Here is a 14,313-nt window from a genome sequence, read left to right as displayed (position 1 = left end):
ACTGGTCGCGAGATCAGCCGATAACTGAAAGACCATTGGTTCGGACTCTCAGATTATCTCCTCATCAGGCTAATCACGGTTATTTGACCCGGCTCTTGCCGGGTCTTTTTTTGCCCGCGAATTAACCGGCCTCAGCGCGCAATGATCAACGGATGCCCACGCTCCGGATGCGGCTGTACCAATACATCCAGACCGAATACAGCCTTGAGCGGCTCTGGTTGCAGGATTTTAGAGGGCGTATCCAGCGCGTGGGGGCGGCCGTTTTCCAGCAACAGGATCCGGTCGCAGTAACGCGCCGCCAGGTTCAAGTCATGCAGGATGACCAGCACCGCAGCGCCTCTGTCGGCAAAATGCCGGATAGCTTGCAAGGTGGTGTGTTGGTGCAGAGGGTCGAGCATCGATGTGGGCTCATCCAGCAGCAACGTCTGCCCTGCCTCACCCGGCCATAACTGCGCCAATACCCGTGCCAGGTGCACACGCTGCCGCTCGCCACCCGACAACGCCAGGTAACTGCGGCCACTCAGGTGGCCTACATCAGCAGCCTGCAGCGCGGCGTTGATGATTTCGTCGTCGCGCACTCGCCCGGTCTGATGAGGCAAGCGGCCCATGCCCACCACCTCTTCGACACGAAAGGCAAAGTCCAGGGTGGAGGATTGTGGCAGCACCGCCAGGCGCTGAGCACGTTGCGCGCCGGTCATGTGCTTGAGCACCTGTTGATCCAGCCAGACCTTGCCCTGATCCGGCTGCAGCTCCCCGCACAGCGCCCCAAGCAAGGTACTTTTACCGGCGCCATTGGGGCCCAGCACGCCCAGCACTTCGCCCGGCAATAGGTCCAAGGTGATACCGGCGAGCACGGTCTTACCTCCGCGCCGGATCTGCAACGCTTCTACCCGCAACATCAGGCGCGCCCTCGTAATAATAAATAGAGGAAAAACGGCGCACCGATAAACGCAGTGACAATACCGATCGGCAGCTCCGCCGGCGCCAACGCCAGACGCGCCACCAAATCAGCAAACAACAGCAGGCTCGCACCCGCCAGCACTGAAGCCGGCAACAATACCCGATGGTCCGGGCCCGCCAGCAGCCGCACCAGATGTGGCACCACCAACCCGACAAAACCAATCATGCCCGCCGCTGCTACTGCGGCGCCAACGCCCAGGGCCGTGCAGAACACCAACTCGCGCTTGAGCCCCTCGACATCAATACCCAGATGGTTGGCCTCGGACTCACCCAGCAACAACGCGTTCAGCGCCTTGGCCCGGCGCGGCAACCACAGCGCCACCCCTGCACTCACCAGCAGCAAGGGCCACAACCTTGAATAACTTGCGCCATTGAGGCTGCCCAGGTTCCAGAACGTCAGGGTGCGCAAGGTGGCATCGTCCGCCAGATAGGTAAACAGGCCTACGGTGGAACTGGCCAGGGCCGTCAGCGCGATACCGGCAAGCAACATCGTCGCGACATTGGTCTGGCCATTGCGACGCCCCAGGCGATAGACCAGTGCCGTGACGCCCAGGCCACCGAGGAAGGCGCACAGCGACAACAGGTACGGCCCGAAAGCATCCGGCAGCCCGCCAAATAGCGAGCCACCGACAATCGCCACCGCCGCTCCCAGCGCGGCACCGCTGGATACCCCTACCAAGCCAGGGTCGGCCAGCGGGTTGCGGAACAACCCCTGCATCGCCACGCCCGACAACGCCAGCACACCGCCGACCGCCATCCCCAACAGGGTTCGCGGCAGGCGAATCTGCCCCAGGATCAACTCGGCCTGCTCCAACCCCTGGGCCTCAATCGGTAAGCCCATCAGCCTTAACGCAGCCCTGAGGGTGTCCACTAACGGCAGGCTGACCGGCCCCAGTGCCAATGAGAGCCAGATCGCCAATACACACAGCAGCGACAGCCCGATAAACAGCGTTTTTGGCTTAACCAGAGTGGTCATGGAGCAGGCTTAGGCTGGGACGGATAAAAACCGGCAGACAGTTTCTCCAGGCTTTGCGGCAATCGGGGCCCAAGGCCGCCTACCAGCAAGGTCGGATCCAGTTCGAAGACACGGCCACTCTTGGCTGCCGGCGTAGAGGCAAGGATCGGATTTTCCTTGAACAAAGCTGCGCGCGCCGCGTCACCGGTCAAGGCGCGATCGGCAAATACCAGCACCTCAGGGCTCAACCCTGCCAGCGATTCGACGGAAAACGGCTTGTATCCCACATGCGTGGCGAGATTACGCCCCCCAGCCTGCTGCAACATCCAATCAGCGGCGGTGTCCTTGCCCGCGATCAGCGGCTTGCCACCGGCATGGCCGAGCAGCAACAGCACGCCTGGAGCCTTTTGCGTGGCCTGGGCCTTGGCCACCCAATTTTTTTGCTGTACCAACGCATGCTCATACCCGGCAAACAAGGCATTAGCCTGGGCCTCACTGCCGAGCAGTTTCCCCAAGTGTGCAAGGTTGCCTTTGAGCGTGGGCAAATCCGGCTGGGCCGAGAACATCTCCACCTGCACCCCTGCACTGCGAATCTGCGCCAGCACCGGCGGTGGCCCCATTTCCTCCGTACCCACAAGGATTTGCGGGCGCAGGCTGAGAATGCCTTCGGCCGACAATTGCCGCTGGTAACCAATGCTCGGCAAGGCCTTGAGCGAGGCGGGATGCTGAGTGGTGGTATCCACGCCGACCAACTTCGCTTCACCGCCCATGGCCACCACCCATTCCGATAGCGCCCCGCCGGCACTGACCCAGCGTTGCGGCAGTTCAGAGGCGTGCGCCCCAGTGTTGATCAGCAGTGAGGCAACAAGCGCAATAGCGCTGGTACTCAGGCGCATAACAGGGTTTCCTTCCTAGGGCAGGGCCACTCAAGCACTCATTGATGTGACAGATAACCCCTGCCAGGCATCGTATTGAGCACCCAGTCAGCTGACGGGCGAAGCAGGCATTTGATAATTGTTTGCATTTGAACGTCAAGGCACTTAAGGATTGAAATGAAGTTTCTCTGCGCCTCTGGCGACCTCACCCCCAACAGCAGCCGCGGTTTCGATATCGATGGCCACAGGCTGTTGGCGGTGCGTCGGGACGGCATTGCGTACTTCTATCTCAACCGCTGCCCTCATCGCGGCATCCCGCTGGAATGGCAACCTGATCGCTTCCTCGACGACAGCGCCAGCCTGATCCAATGCGCCACCCATGGCGCGTTGTTCCTGATTGAAAGCGGCGAGTGCATCGCCGGGCCCTGCGCAGGCCAACACCTCACGGCCCTGCCCGGTCGCGAAGACGAACAGGGATTGTGGGTCGATCTCTAGTCGCCCAGCAGCACCTTCAACCGACGCTCGACGTAAATCTCCTGCGGCGTGACCCGTACGCCGTAGGCGAGCACCTCCACACCTGCAGCCTTGGCCTCACGTAGCGCCGCCGCATAACCGGCGTCGATTTCCACAGCCGGGCGGACCGCGTCGATCCCCGACAGGTTCACGCAATACAACTGCACCGCCCGTATACCGTCGCGAGCCAGATGAGCCAGCTCACGCAAGTGCTTGGCACCGCGCTGCGTCACCGCATCGGGGAAAGCCGCCACTGAGCTGCCATCAAAGCCCAGGGTGACGCTTTTGACCTCGACAAACGCAGCGCCTTGGGGGTAATCCAGGCGAAAGTCGATGCGGCTTTTCTCCTGGCCATAAGGCACCTCACGCTTCAACGCGGTAAAGCCGTTGAGTTCAGTGATCACACCGGCCAGCAGGGCTTCTTCCACCAATTGATTGGCACGCGCGGTGTTGACGCACGCCAGCCGGCCCTGGGGCGTTTCGGCAATTTCCCACGTGCCCGGCAGCTTGCGCTTGGGATCCGTAGAACGGCTGAACCAGACCTGGCCACCTTCGACCATGCAGTTGAGCATCGAACCGGTGTTAGGGCAGTGAATGGTGAGCAACTCGCCGGTAACGGTTTCGATATCGGTGAGAAAGCGCTTGTAGCGGCGGATCAGCCGCCCTTCTTCAAGAGGAGGATTAAAACGCATCAGCCTTGCCAACTCCGCAAACCACGGGCAATCCGCTCCACCGCTTCTTGCAGCCGATCAAGGTTTTGCGTGTAGGCAAAACGCACATGGTGCCCCGCCTGGTAGCGACCGAAATCCAACCCGGGCGTAAAGGCCACATGTTCGGTTTCGAGGAAATGCCGGCAAAACGCGAAGGCATCGCCGCCGAACGCGCTGATATCGGCATACAGATAAAAAGCACCTTCGGGCTCCACGGCGATACCGAACCCCAGCTCACGCAGGGCCGGCAGCAGGAAGTCACGGCGGCGACCAAATTCGGCACGGCGCTGCTCCAGAATCTCCAGGGTTTGCGGGGTGAAACAGGCCAAGGCGGCATGCTGGGCCATGCTTGGCGCACTGATGTAGAGGTTCTGCGCCAATTTCTCCAGTTCACCCACCGCTTCAGGGGGGGCCACCAGCCAACCGAGGCGCCAGCCGGTCATGCCGAAATACTTCGAAAAACTATTCAGGACAAAGGCGTCATCATCGACTTCCAGCACGCTGGCGGCGTCGGTGCCGTAGGTGAGTCCGTGATAAATCTCGTCGACCACCAGGTGACCGTTGCGCGCCTTGATGGCGCCCGACAGCCCAGCCAACTCGTCCCGGGTGAGGATCGTGCCGGTGGGGTTGGCGGGCGATGCCACCAATGCACCGACACTGTCCTGGTCCCAATGCCTGGCCACCAGATCGGCGGTCAACTGGTAGCGTACGTCTGGGCCGACCGGCACCAACTGCGCCGCGCCTTCCACAAGGCGCAGGAAGTGCCGGTTGCAGGGGTAGCCTGGGTCCGCCAGCAGCCAATGCTTACCCGGATCCACCAGCAAACTGCTGGCCAGCAATAACGCGCCGGAGCCACCGGGGGTGACCAGAATGCGCTGCGGGTCGATGCTCAATCCGTAGCGTTGCTGGTAGAAACCACTGATGGCCTCGCGCAACTCGGGCAAGCCGCGGGCGGCGGTGTAGCGCGTTTTACCGTTTGCCAACGCCGCTTGGCCGGCCTGTATGATCGGCTCGGCGGTGGTGAAGTCCGGCTCGCCGATTTCCAGGTGGATCACGTCGTGACCGGCTGCCTGCAGCTCATTGGCACGCGCCAGTAACGCCATGACATGAAAAGGTTCGATGGCGCGACTACGCGCACTGTAGGGCTGAGCCATTAGCCTTCCTTAGACGGTGAGGACAAAATCTGGATTCTACCGAACCCTCACGGTAAAACATGCTCTATTGCCTGATTGGGGCTGCAAGTGCACCCTGCGCGCGCTCGTAAAACAGCTAAAATCAACATTCGAGGCGATACATACCCAGTCATGGCGGGCTGCTGCGGTTTACAACCCCTTTGCCTTGGGCCTCGACAACCGGGAGTAGCGCACCCTGAATCTATCTGGTAAGTTCGCCCGCTTGCAGCCGCAGGGCCGGCAGGTGTCGGTGACGTTGCAATCCTGCGCAATGGATTAGAAGAGTGAGAGGCGGTCTATTCATGTCCACCCAAGCAAAGCAACAGCAGACTCAAGGCCTCGGCGGCTTCGAACCCTATGTCGAAAAAAAGGGCGAGGAGTACATGGGCGAGCCCATGCGCGAGCACTTCACCAAGATCCTCAACAAGTGGAAACAGGACTTGATGCAGGAAGTCGACCGTACGGTTGACCATATGAAGGATGAAGCGGCCAACTTCCCTGACCCGGCCGATCGCGCCAGCCAGGAAGAAGAGTTCGCCCTCGAACTGCGCGCCCGCGATCGCGAGCGCAAGTTGATCAAGAAGATCGACAAGACCCTGCAACTGATCAAAGACGAAGAATACGGCTGGTGTGAATCCTGCGGCGTCGAAATCGGTATTCGCCGACTGGAAGCCCGTCCAACCGCGGACCTGTGCGTAGACTGCAAGACCTTGGCTGAAATCAAGGAAAAACAGGTCGGCAAGTAACTTTGCCGAGTTGAGCGAGTGGAGCGTGCGAACGCTCCATTTTTGTTTCTGGCGTTTACCGGTTATGCAGTAGTATCCGGGCCATGACAGCCTCTACCTATATTGGGCGTTTCGCCCCCACACCCAGCGGCCATTTGCACTTCGGTTCCCTGGTTGCCGCCCTCGCCTCCTACCTCGATGCACGCGCCCACCACGGCCGTTGGTTGATGCGCATGGAAGACCTTGACCCTCCCCGTGAAGAGCCCGGCGCTCAGGCGGCGATCCTGCATGCGCTGGAAAGCTACGGCTTTGAATGGGATGGCGAACTGGTTCGCCAGAGCGAGCGGCATGATGCCTACGCCAAAGTACTGAACGATATGTTCAACCACGGCCTGGCCTACGCCTGCACCTGCTCGCGCAAGCAGTTGGAGCCCTACAACGGGGTTTACCCAGGCTTGTGCCGCAATGCCGGCCACGACCAGCAAGACGCCGCCATCCGCCTGCGCGTGCCCGAGTTGGAGTATCACTTTGTCGACCGTGTGCAGGGCGAGTTCCGGCAGCATCTGGGTCGCGATGCCGGCGACTTCATCATTCGTCGGCGCGATGGCCTCTACGCCTACCAACTGGCGGTGGTGCTCGACGACGCCTGGCAAGGTGTAACCGATATAGTACGCGGCGCCGACCTGCTCGACTCCACGCCGCGCCAGCTTTATTTGCAAGAACTGCTCGGCCTGCGCCAACCCCGTTACTTGCACGTGCCGCTGATCGTGCAGCCAGACGGCAACAAGCTGGGCAAGTCCTACCGCTCTCCACCGTTGACAGCCGACCAGGCCACGCCTTTGCTGCTCAGAGCGCTGCGTGCCCTTGGCCAAGAGCCAGACGCGCAGTTGCAGTACGCCAGCCCACGAGAACTGCTGGATTGGGGCATTGCACACTGGGACGCCACCCGCATCCCGCGCACGCTGACCCTGGCCGAAGCGCAATTGAGTTGAAGGCGCTTGCAGGTTGCCAGCCATCCGTTAACATCGCGGCAGATTTTTAATCAGAGGCCAACATGTACATCTATCGTTTGGTCCTGCTGCTGGTCGTCGGGATCTACCTGTTCTCCCCCGCCATCATGGATTGGTGGATCGACGCCACGGGCGCCTGGTATCGCCCTTATCTGCTATGGCTGATCCTGATCGTCGTGACCTTCATCCTGCAGAGCCAAAAAGATGCCGATGAGCTTTAGTCTCACCCAGATGCTGCTGATCAGCGCCGCCTACCTGGCTGCGTTATTCGGCGTGGCCTGGATCAGTGAGCGCGGAATGATTCCGCGGGCGATCATTCGCCATCCGTTGACCTACACCTTGTCCCTGGGCGTCTACGCCAGTGCATGGGCGTTCTACGGCACGGTGGGGCTGGCCTATCAGTACGGCTACGGCTTTCTCTCCAGTTACCTGGGGGTGTCCGGCGCGTTCCTGTTGGCGCCGGTGCTACTGTATCCGATCCTGAAAATCACCCGGACTTACCAGCTGTCCTCCCTGGCAGACCTGTTTGCCTTTCGCTTTCGCAGCACCTGGGCCGGCGCGCTGACCACGATCTTCATGTTGATCGGCGTGCTGCCGTTGCTGGCCCTGCAGATCCAGGCGGTGGCCGACTCCATCAGCATCCTGACTCGCGAGCCCGTGCAACATCGGGTTGCCCTGGCGTTCTGCGCGCTGATCACCTTGTTCACCATCTTCTTTGGTTCTCGCCATATCGCCACCCGTGAGAAACACCAGGGCCTGGTGTTTGCGATTGCCTTTGAGTCGGTCATCAAGCTGATCGCCATCGGCGGCGTCGGCCTTTACGCGCTTTACGGCGTGTTCGACGGGCCGCAACAGCTGGAACTGTGGCTGCTGCAAAACCAGACCGCCCTCGCCGCCTTGCATACGCCCTTGCAGGAGGGACCATGGCGTACGCTGCTGCTGGTGTTCTTCGCCTCGGCGATCGTGATGCCGCACATGTACCACATGACCTTCACCGAGAACCTCAACCCGCGCTCGTTGGTCAGCGCCAGCTGGGGCTTGCCGCTGTTCCTGTTGCTGATGAGCCTGGCGGTGCCGCTGATCCTGTGGGCCGGCCTGAAACTGGGGGCCACCACCAACCCTGAGTATTTCACCCTGGGCATCGGTATTGCCGCCAACAGCCCGGCTCTCGCGCTGCTGGCCTATGTCGGGGGGTTGTCGGCCGCCAGCGGGTTGATCATCGTCACCACCCTGGCACTCTCGGGCATGGCGCTCAATCACTTGGTACTGCCGCTGTACCAGCCGCCGGCCGAGGGCAATATCTACCGTTGGTTGAAATGGACCCGACGCGCGCTGATCGTCGCGATCATCATGGCCGGCTACGCGTTTTATCTGCTGCTGGGCGCCGGGCAAGACCTGGCCAACCTCGGCATCGTCGCGTTTGTCGCCACCTTGCAATTTCTGCCGGGCGTGTTGTCGGTGCTGTACTGGCCGACCGCCAATCGCCGTGGCTTTATCGCCGGGCTGCTGGCCGGGATCCTGGTGTGGACCGTGACCATGCTGCTACCGCTGGTCGGCAACTTACAGGGCTTCTATATCCCCTTGCTGAACATGATTTACGTGCTGGACGACACCAGTTGGCACATGGCTGCAATCGCCTCGCTGGCCGCCAACGTACTGATGTTCACCCTGATCTCGCTGTTCACCAACGCCAGCGCCGAAGAAACCAGCGCCGCCGAAGCCTGCGCGGTGGATAACGTGCGCCGCCCGCAACGCCGCGAACTGCATGCGGCCTCGCCCCAAGAGTTCGCCACGCAACTGGCCAAGCCCCTGGGCGCCAAGGCCGCACAAAAGGAAGTCGAACAGGCGCTGCGCGACCTCTACCTGCCATTTGACGAGCGCCGCCCCTATGCCCTGCGCCGCCTGCGTGACCGTATCGAAGCCAACCTGTCCGGTTTGATGGGGCCGAGCGTGTCCCAGGACATGGTGGAAACCTTCTTGCCCTACAAGGCCGGTGGCGAAAACTACGTCACCGAAGACATCCACTTCATCGAAAGCCGGCTGGAGGACTACCACTCGCGCCTCACAGGTCTGGCCGCCGAACTCGACGCCCTGCGCCGTTACCACCGCCAGACCCTGCAGGAACTGCCGATGGGCGTGTGTTCCCTGGCCAAGGACCAGGAAATCCTGATGTGGAACAAGGCCATGGAAGAACTCACCGGCATCGCCGCCCAGCGGGTGGTGGGTTCGCGCCTCAATACCCTGGGCGATCCCTGGAAAGAGCTGCTGCAGGGCTTCATCAACCTGCCAGACGAGCACTTGCACAAACAGCACTTGGCCCTCGACGGCCAGACCCGCTGGCTCAACTTGCACAAAGCGGCCATCGACGAACCTCTGGCGCCGGGTAACAGCGGCCTGGTGCTGCTGGTAGAAGATTTGACCGATACACAGATGCTCGAAGACAAGCTGGTGCACTCCGAACGCCTGGCCAGCATTGGGCGCCTGGCGGCCGGCGTGGCTCATGAAATCGGTAACCCGATCACCGGTATCGCCTGCCTGGCGCAAAACCTGCGGGAAGAGCGTGAAGAAGACGGGGAAATCACCGAAATCAGCGGGCAAATCCTTGAACAGACCAAGCGGGTTTCACGCATCGTCCAGTCGTTGATGAGCTTTGCCCACTCCGGCGCCCATCAGAATCAGGACGAAGCGGTGTGCCTGGCCGAAGTGGCCCAGGACGCCATTGGGCTGTTGGCCTTGAACCGGCGCAATTTCGAAGTACAGTTCTTTAACCTGTGCGATCCGGACCATTGGGTCGATGGCGACTCACAACGCCTGGCCCAGGTGCTGATCAACCTGCTGTCCAACGCCCGCGACGCGTCGCCGGCCGGCAGTGCTGTACGCGTCAAGAGCGAGGCTTTCGAGCACACGGTCGACCTGATCGTGGAAGACGAAGGCAGCGGCATTCCACAGAACATCATGGACCGATTGTTCGAACCCTTCTTCACCACCAAGGACCCCGGTGAAGGTACCGGTCTGGGCCTTGCACTGGTCTATTCCATCGTTGAAGAGCATTATGGACAAATCACCATCGACAGCCCGGCTGACACACAAAGCCAACGCGGCACCCGTATCCGGGTGACCTTGCCGCGTCATGTCGAAGCGACGTCCGCTGTGAACTGAGACCGTCGAGAGAATTGAATCAATGCCGCACATTTTGATCGTCGAAGACGAAACCATTATCCGCTCTGCCTTGCGTCGCCTGCTTGAACGTAATCAGTACCAGGTCAGCGAAGCCGGCTCGGTGCAGGAAGCCCAAGAGCGATTCAGCATTCCCACGTTCGACCTGATTGTCAGTGACCTGCGCCTGCCAGGCGCCCCGGGCACCGAGCTGATCAAGCTGGGCCAGGGTACCCCGGTGCTGATCATGACCAGCTACGCCAGCCTGCGCTCGGCGGTGGACTCGATGAAGATGGGCGCGGTGGACTACATCGCCAAGCCTTTCGATCACGACGAGATGCTCCAGGCCGTGGCCCGCATCCTGCGTGACCGTGTGTCGGCCAGCAGTGCGCCTGCCGAGCCACGCCCCACCGGCAAGACCAGCGGCGCCGAAAAACCAGGCGCCAGCAACAGCAATGGCGAGATCGGCATCATCGGCTCCTGCCCTCCGATGCAGGACTTGTACAGCAAGATCCGCAAGGTGGCGCCAACCGACTCCAATGTATTGATCCAGGGCGAGTCGGGCACCGGCAAAGAGCTGGTGGCCCGCGCCCTGCACAACCTGTCCAAGCGCGCCAAGGCGCCGATGATCTCGGTGAACTGCGCGGCGATCCCCGAATCCCTGATCGAGTCCGAGCTGTTCGGCCACGAGAAAGGTGCGTTCACTGGCGCCAGCGCCGGGCGTGCGGGCCTGGTGGAGGCCGCGGACGGCGGCACCTTGTTCCTTGATGAAATTGGCGAGCTGCCCCTAGAAGCCCAAGCGCGTTTGCTGCGCGTGCTGCAGGAAGGCGAAATTCGTCGCGTGGGTTCGGTGCAATCGCAGAAGGTCGATGTTCGATTGATCGCGGCGACACACCGAGACCTGAAGAGCCTGGCCAAGATCGGCCAGTTCCGTGAGGACTTGTATTACCGCCTGCATGTCATCGCGCTCAAATTGCCGGCCCTGCGCGAGCGCGGCGCCGACGTCAACGAAATCGCCAACGCGTTCTTGTTGCGTCAAGGCGCACGCATTGACCGCACCGACCTGAAGTTTGCCGCGGACGCCGAGCAGGCGATCCGTCACTACTCGTGGCCAGGGAACGTGCGTGAGCTGGAGAACGCCGTCGAGCGCGCCGTGATTCTGTCGGAGAGCCCGGAGATCTCCGCCGAGTTGCTGGGCATCGACATCGAGCTCAGCGACCTGGATGACGACGACTTCATCGGCCTGGCCCCGCAGCAGGGCGGCGGTAGCAATACCAGCCATGAGCCGACGGAAGATTTGTCACTGGAAGACTACTTCCAGCACTTCGTGCTCGAGCATCAGGACCATATGACCGAGACCGAACTGGCCCGCAAACTGGGTGTAAGTCGCAAGTGTTTGTGGGAACGGCGTCAGCGCCTGGGCATTCCACGGCGCAAGACCGGGGTGGCCAGCGAAAGCTGAGAGCGCAGCCCCACAGGTAACACCTGCTGATGTGAAAAAACTGTTACCGCTGAATTTTCACGTAACAAAAGCCGGGGCTTACGGTAACGAAGCCCCGGCTTTTTTTTGGCCCTCAATCTGGCGAAACCAGCCCAAACCCCCGGTTTTGCTGGACGGCGCAAAAGTTGGCACGCACCCTGCTATATGCTTAGTACAAAAACAATAACAAGCTTTGTACAAGACAATAAAAATAAGACGAATCGACTCACGCATAACAAAAACAACACGGCGGAGGCGCAGCTAACTGATTCTTTTGGAGAGGCGTTGCATTTGGGGCTTGCCCCGCAACCAGGCCGAGAACAACAAAAACTGCCCTAAGGCAGAGCCTGAACTGGTTGGATCGTAGATCAGCAACACAGCGACCAAAGCAATCCGTTTGCTCTTGGCTCCCGATTGGGAGTGTCATGAAGGAAGCTTCGTGGCGAGGGCGATCAACAAAAACAAGAAGCCCGACATCAATAATAAAAATAGAGCACGCAACTACTTCTGGGGGAGCTTCGGCTCCCCTTGTAGTTTCCGGGATTTGACCTGCAAACGCTTATGGCGCAATGCCTTTAGCTTGTTCCTACACCATCCCCTGACTAAATGCTAGAATCCCCGCCCATCATGCGGTCATTCTTCGTTATGGCCGAACATTCCTTCAAACAGTGCATCCCATGCTGAAGAAGTTGTTCCAGTCATTCCGTTCTCCCTTGCGTCGAACGCAACACAAACGCAGCACGCCTGAAGTGCTCAATAGCAGCCAGCATTCGCTGCAGCGCGCTCAATTCAGCCGTTATGCAGTGAACATCGTCGAACGTTTGCAGAACGCCGGATACCAGGCCTACCTGGTGGGTGGCTGCGTACGCGACATGTTGCTCAACATCACGCCCAAGGATTTCGACGTCGCCACCAGTGCCACGCCTGAACAAGTGCGCGCCGAGTTTCGTAATGCACGAATCATCGGTCGGCGCTTCAAGCTGGTGCATATCCACTTTGGTCGCGAAATCATCGAGGTCGCAACGTTCCGCGCCGGTCACCCGCAAAACGATGAAGAGGAGGACACCAACCAGTCTTCCCGCAACGAGAGCGGGCGCATCCTGCGCGATAACGTCTATGGCACCCTGGAAGAGGACGCGCAACGTCGCGACTTCACCATCAACGCCTTGTATTACGACCCGGTCAGCGAGCGCATCCTCGATTACGCCAACGGCGTACACGACATTCGCAACAACCTGATCCGGCTGATCGGCGACCCGACGCAGCGCTACCAGGAAGACCCGGTGCGCATGCTGCGTGCCGTGCGATTCGCCGCCAAGCTCAACTTTGGCATCGAAAAACACACCGCCGCACCGATTCGCGAACTGGCGCCGATGCTGCGGGAAATCCCCTCGGCACGCCTGTTTGAGGAAGTGCTCAAGCTGTTCCTTTCGGGCTACGCCGCCGACACCTTTGAAATGCTGGTGGACCTGCAGTTGTTCGACCCCCTGTTCCCGGCCAGCGCCGAGGCCTTGGAGTACAACCCGACGTACACCCACACCTTGATCAGCGAAGCCTTGATCAACACCGACCTGCGCATCAAGCAGAACAAACCGGTGACCCCGGCGTTCCTGTTTGCCGCCTTGTTGTGGCCGGCCCTGCCCAAACGCGTACTGCGCCTGCAGGACCGTGGCATGCCGCCGATCCCGGCCATGCAGGAAGCGGCTCACGAGCTGATCGCCGAACAGTGCCAACGCATCGCCATCCCCAAACGTTTCACCATGCCGATCCGCGAAATCTGGGACATGCAGGAGCGCCTGCCACGCCGCAGCGGCAAGCGCGCCGATCTGTTGCTGGACAACCCGCGCTTCCGTGCCGGCTACGACTTCCTGCTGCTACGCGAAAGCGCGGGCGAGCAGACCGATGGCCTGGGCGAATGGTGGACCGATTATCAGGACGCCAATGACAGCCAGCGCCGCGAAATGATTCGTGAACTGGGCAGCAAAGGTGATAGCGCCGGCGAAGGCCCGAAAAAGCGTCGCCGCAGCGGCACCAAGCGTAAACGCAGCAGTGCCGATGCCTCGGGCGCTGCGGGCGAATAAACGTGGAACGTATCTACATCGGCATGGGCAGCAACCTGGCTGCCCCGGAGCAACAATTGCGCAGCGCGATCGAGGCGCTGGCGCAATTGCCTGGCACTCAGCTCGCCGGTGTGTCCGCCTTCTATCAAAGCGATTCACTGCTGCCCGGCCAGCCGCCCTACACCAACGCCGTTGCGGCGCTGGACAGTCACCTGGCGCCATTGGACCTGCTCGATGCGCTGCAAGCCATCGAAAACGATCAGGGCCGCGAACGCCTGGAACGCTGGGGCCCGCGCACCTTGGACCTGGATATCCTGCTGTTCGGTGATCGCCTGATCGATGAGCCGCGCCTCAAGGTGCCGCACTACCAGATGCATCTGCGCGCGTTTGTGCTGTATCCGTTGGCTGAGCTGGCGCCAGCCGACCTGCAGCTGCCTGACGGCCAGCGTTTAAGCGACCTGCTCACCGCCTGCCCGTTCGTCGGCCTGGAACGCCTCCCTCAAGAATGACCCGGTCAATGTGGGAGCTGACTTGCCTGCGATGCAAGCGACACGGTGTATCTGCCACACCGAGGTGATGCCATCGCAGGCAAGCCAGCTCCCACATTGGATATTCAGTGCGCCCCAAGCCTGTGCCCATCTTGCTGAATCGCGTCAGTAACAGCGGTAACACCGCCATCGTAACAATGCGGTAACAC

13 protein-coding genes are annotated in these 14,313 nt (G+C 60.8%); 8 read left to right on the top strand and 5 right to left on the bottom strand.

The genetic code is table 11. From position 1 onward, the window contains the following. Window positions 1-131: 131 nt before the first annotated feature. Genes AC07S6_RS11905 through AC07S6_RS11895 form a run of 3 tightly spaced genes read right to left on the bottom strand, consistent with a single transcriptional unit; the run spans window position 132 to window position 2,811 of the window. Entirely contained in the window at window positions 132-899 is a 768-nt protein-coding gene (locus tag AC07S6_RS11905) for a heme ABC transporter ATP-binding protein (RefSeq protein WP_495112362.1), read from the bottom strand. Beyond that, entirely contained in the window at window positions 899-1,936 is a 1,038-nt protein-coding gene (locus AC07S6_RS11900; protein WP_034127021.1) for a FecCD family ABC transporter permease, read from the bottom strand. The genes AC07S6_RS11905 and AC07S6_RS11900 overlap by 1 nt, the downstream gene beginning before the upstream one ends. After that, a complete protein-coding gene (locus AC07S6_RS11895; RefSeq protein WP_054917953.1) occupies window positions 1,933-2,811 on the bottom strand; it encodes a heme/hemin ABC transporter substrate-binding protein in 879 nt (292 codons plus the stop codon). Before AC07S6_RS11895 ends, AC07S6_RS11900 begins: the two co-directional genes overlap by 4 nt. A gap of 156 nt (window positions 2,812-2,967) precedes the next feature. Between AC07S6_RS11895 and AC07S6_RS11890 the strand changes: the two genes are divergently transcribed. Further along, a complete protein-coding gene (locus tag AC07S6_RS11890; protein ID WP_495112361.1) occupies window positions 2,968-3,285 on the top strand; it encodes a Rieske (2Fe-2S) protein in 318 nt (105 codons plus the stop codon). Here AC07S6_RS11890 and sfsA read toward each other — a convergent pair. Further along, window positions 3,282-3,995, bottom strand: coding sequence for a DNA/RNA nuclease SfsA (gene sfsA, locus AC07S6_RS11885; RefSeq protein WP_014719939.1), 714 nt, complete (start codon window positions 3,993-3,995; stop codon window positions 3,282-3,284). The two genes, AC07S6_RS11890 and sfsA, sit on opposite strands and share 4 nt — an antisense overlap. Next, complete coding sequence (locus AC07S6_RS11880; protein WP_054898029.1) at window positions 3,995-5,167, bottom strand: pyridoxal phosphate-dependent aminotransferase; 1,173 nt, start codon at window positions 5,165-5,167, stop codon at window positions 3,995-3,997. The genes sfsA and AC07S6_RS11880 overlap by 1 nt, the downstream gene beginning before the upstream one ends. Before the next feature lie 320 nt (window positions 5,168-5,487). On the opposite strand from AC07S6_RS11880, the gene dksA reads away from it, so the two are divergent. From dksA to folK, 7 genes are all read left to right on the top strand, one after another. Continuing rightward, complete coding sequence (dksA, locus tag AC07S6_RS11875; RefSeq protein ID WP_003194150.1) at window positions 5,488-5,931, top strand: RNA polymerase-binding protein DksA; 444 nt, start codon at window positions 5,488-5,490, stop codon at window positions 5,929-5,931. A gap of 83 nt (window positions 5,932-6,014) precedes the next feature. Next, window positions 6,015-6,902 carry a tRNA glutamyl-Q(34) synthetase GluQRS gene (gene gluQRS / locus AC07S6_RS11870; protein ID WP_072448353.1) on the top strand — a complete coding sequence of 296 codons (888 nt, stop codon included), beginning with the start codon at window positions 6,015-6,017 and terminating at the stop codon, window positions 6,900-6,902. 62 nt (window positions 6,903-6,964) lie between these two features. After that, window positions 6,965-7,141, top strand: a complete 177-nt coding sequence (locus tag AC07S6_RS11865; protein WP_003176118.1) for a hypothetical protein — start codon at window positions 6,965-6,967, stop codon at window positions 7,139-7,141. Then, a complete protein-coding gene (locus AC07S6_RS11860) occupies window positions 7,125-10,079 on the top strand; it encodes a sensor histidine kinase (RefSeq protein ID WP_003194154.1) in 2,955 nt (984 codons plus the stop codon). The genes AC07S6_RS11865 and AC07S6_RS11860 overlap by 17 nt, the downstream gene beginning before the upstream one ends. Window positions 10,080-10,101: 22 nt before the next feature. After that, a complete protein-coding gene (locus tag AC07S6_RS11855; protein WP_096144125.1) occupies window positions 10,102-11,538 on the top strand; it encodes a sigma-54-dependent transcriptional regulator in 1,437 nt (478 codons plus the stop codon). Window positions 11,539-12,233: 695 nt separating this feature from the next. Then, window positions 12,234-13,637: a polynucleotide adenylyltransferase PcnB gene (locus AC07S6_RS11850; RefSeq protein WP_003194157.1), complete on the top strand. Its 1,404-nt coding sequence runs from the start codon at window positions 12,234-12,236 to the stop codon at window positions 13,635-13,637. 2 nt (window positions 13,638-13,639) lie between these two features. Next, entirely contained in the window at window positions 13,640-14,125 is a 486-nt protein-coding gene (gene folK / locus AC07S6_RS11845) for a 2-amino-4-hydroxy-6-hydroxymethyldihydropteridine diphosphokinase (RefSeq protein WP_032902683.1), read from the top strand. Window positions 14,126-14,313 lie beyond the last annotated feature (188 nt).

The organism is Pseudomonas sp. GW821-FHT07B01, assembly GCF_059419065.1.
The sequence above is the reverse complement of the archived record's forward strand: the minus strand, read 5'-3'. Positions and strand labels throughout refer to the sequence as shown.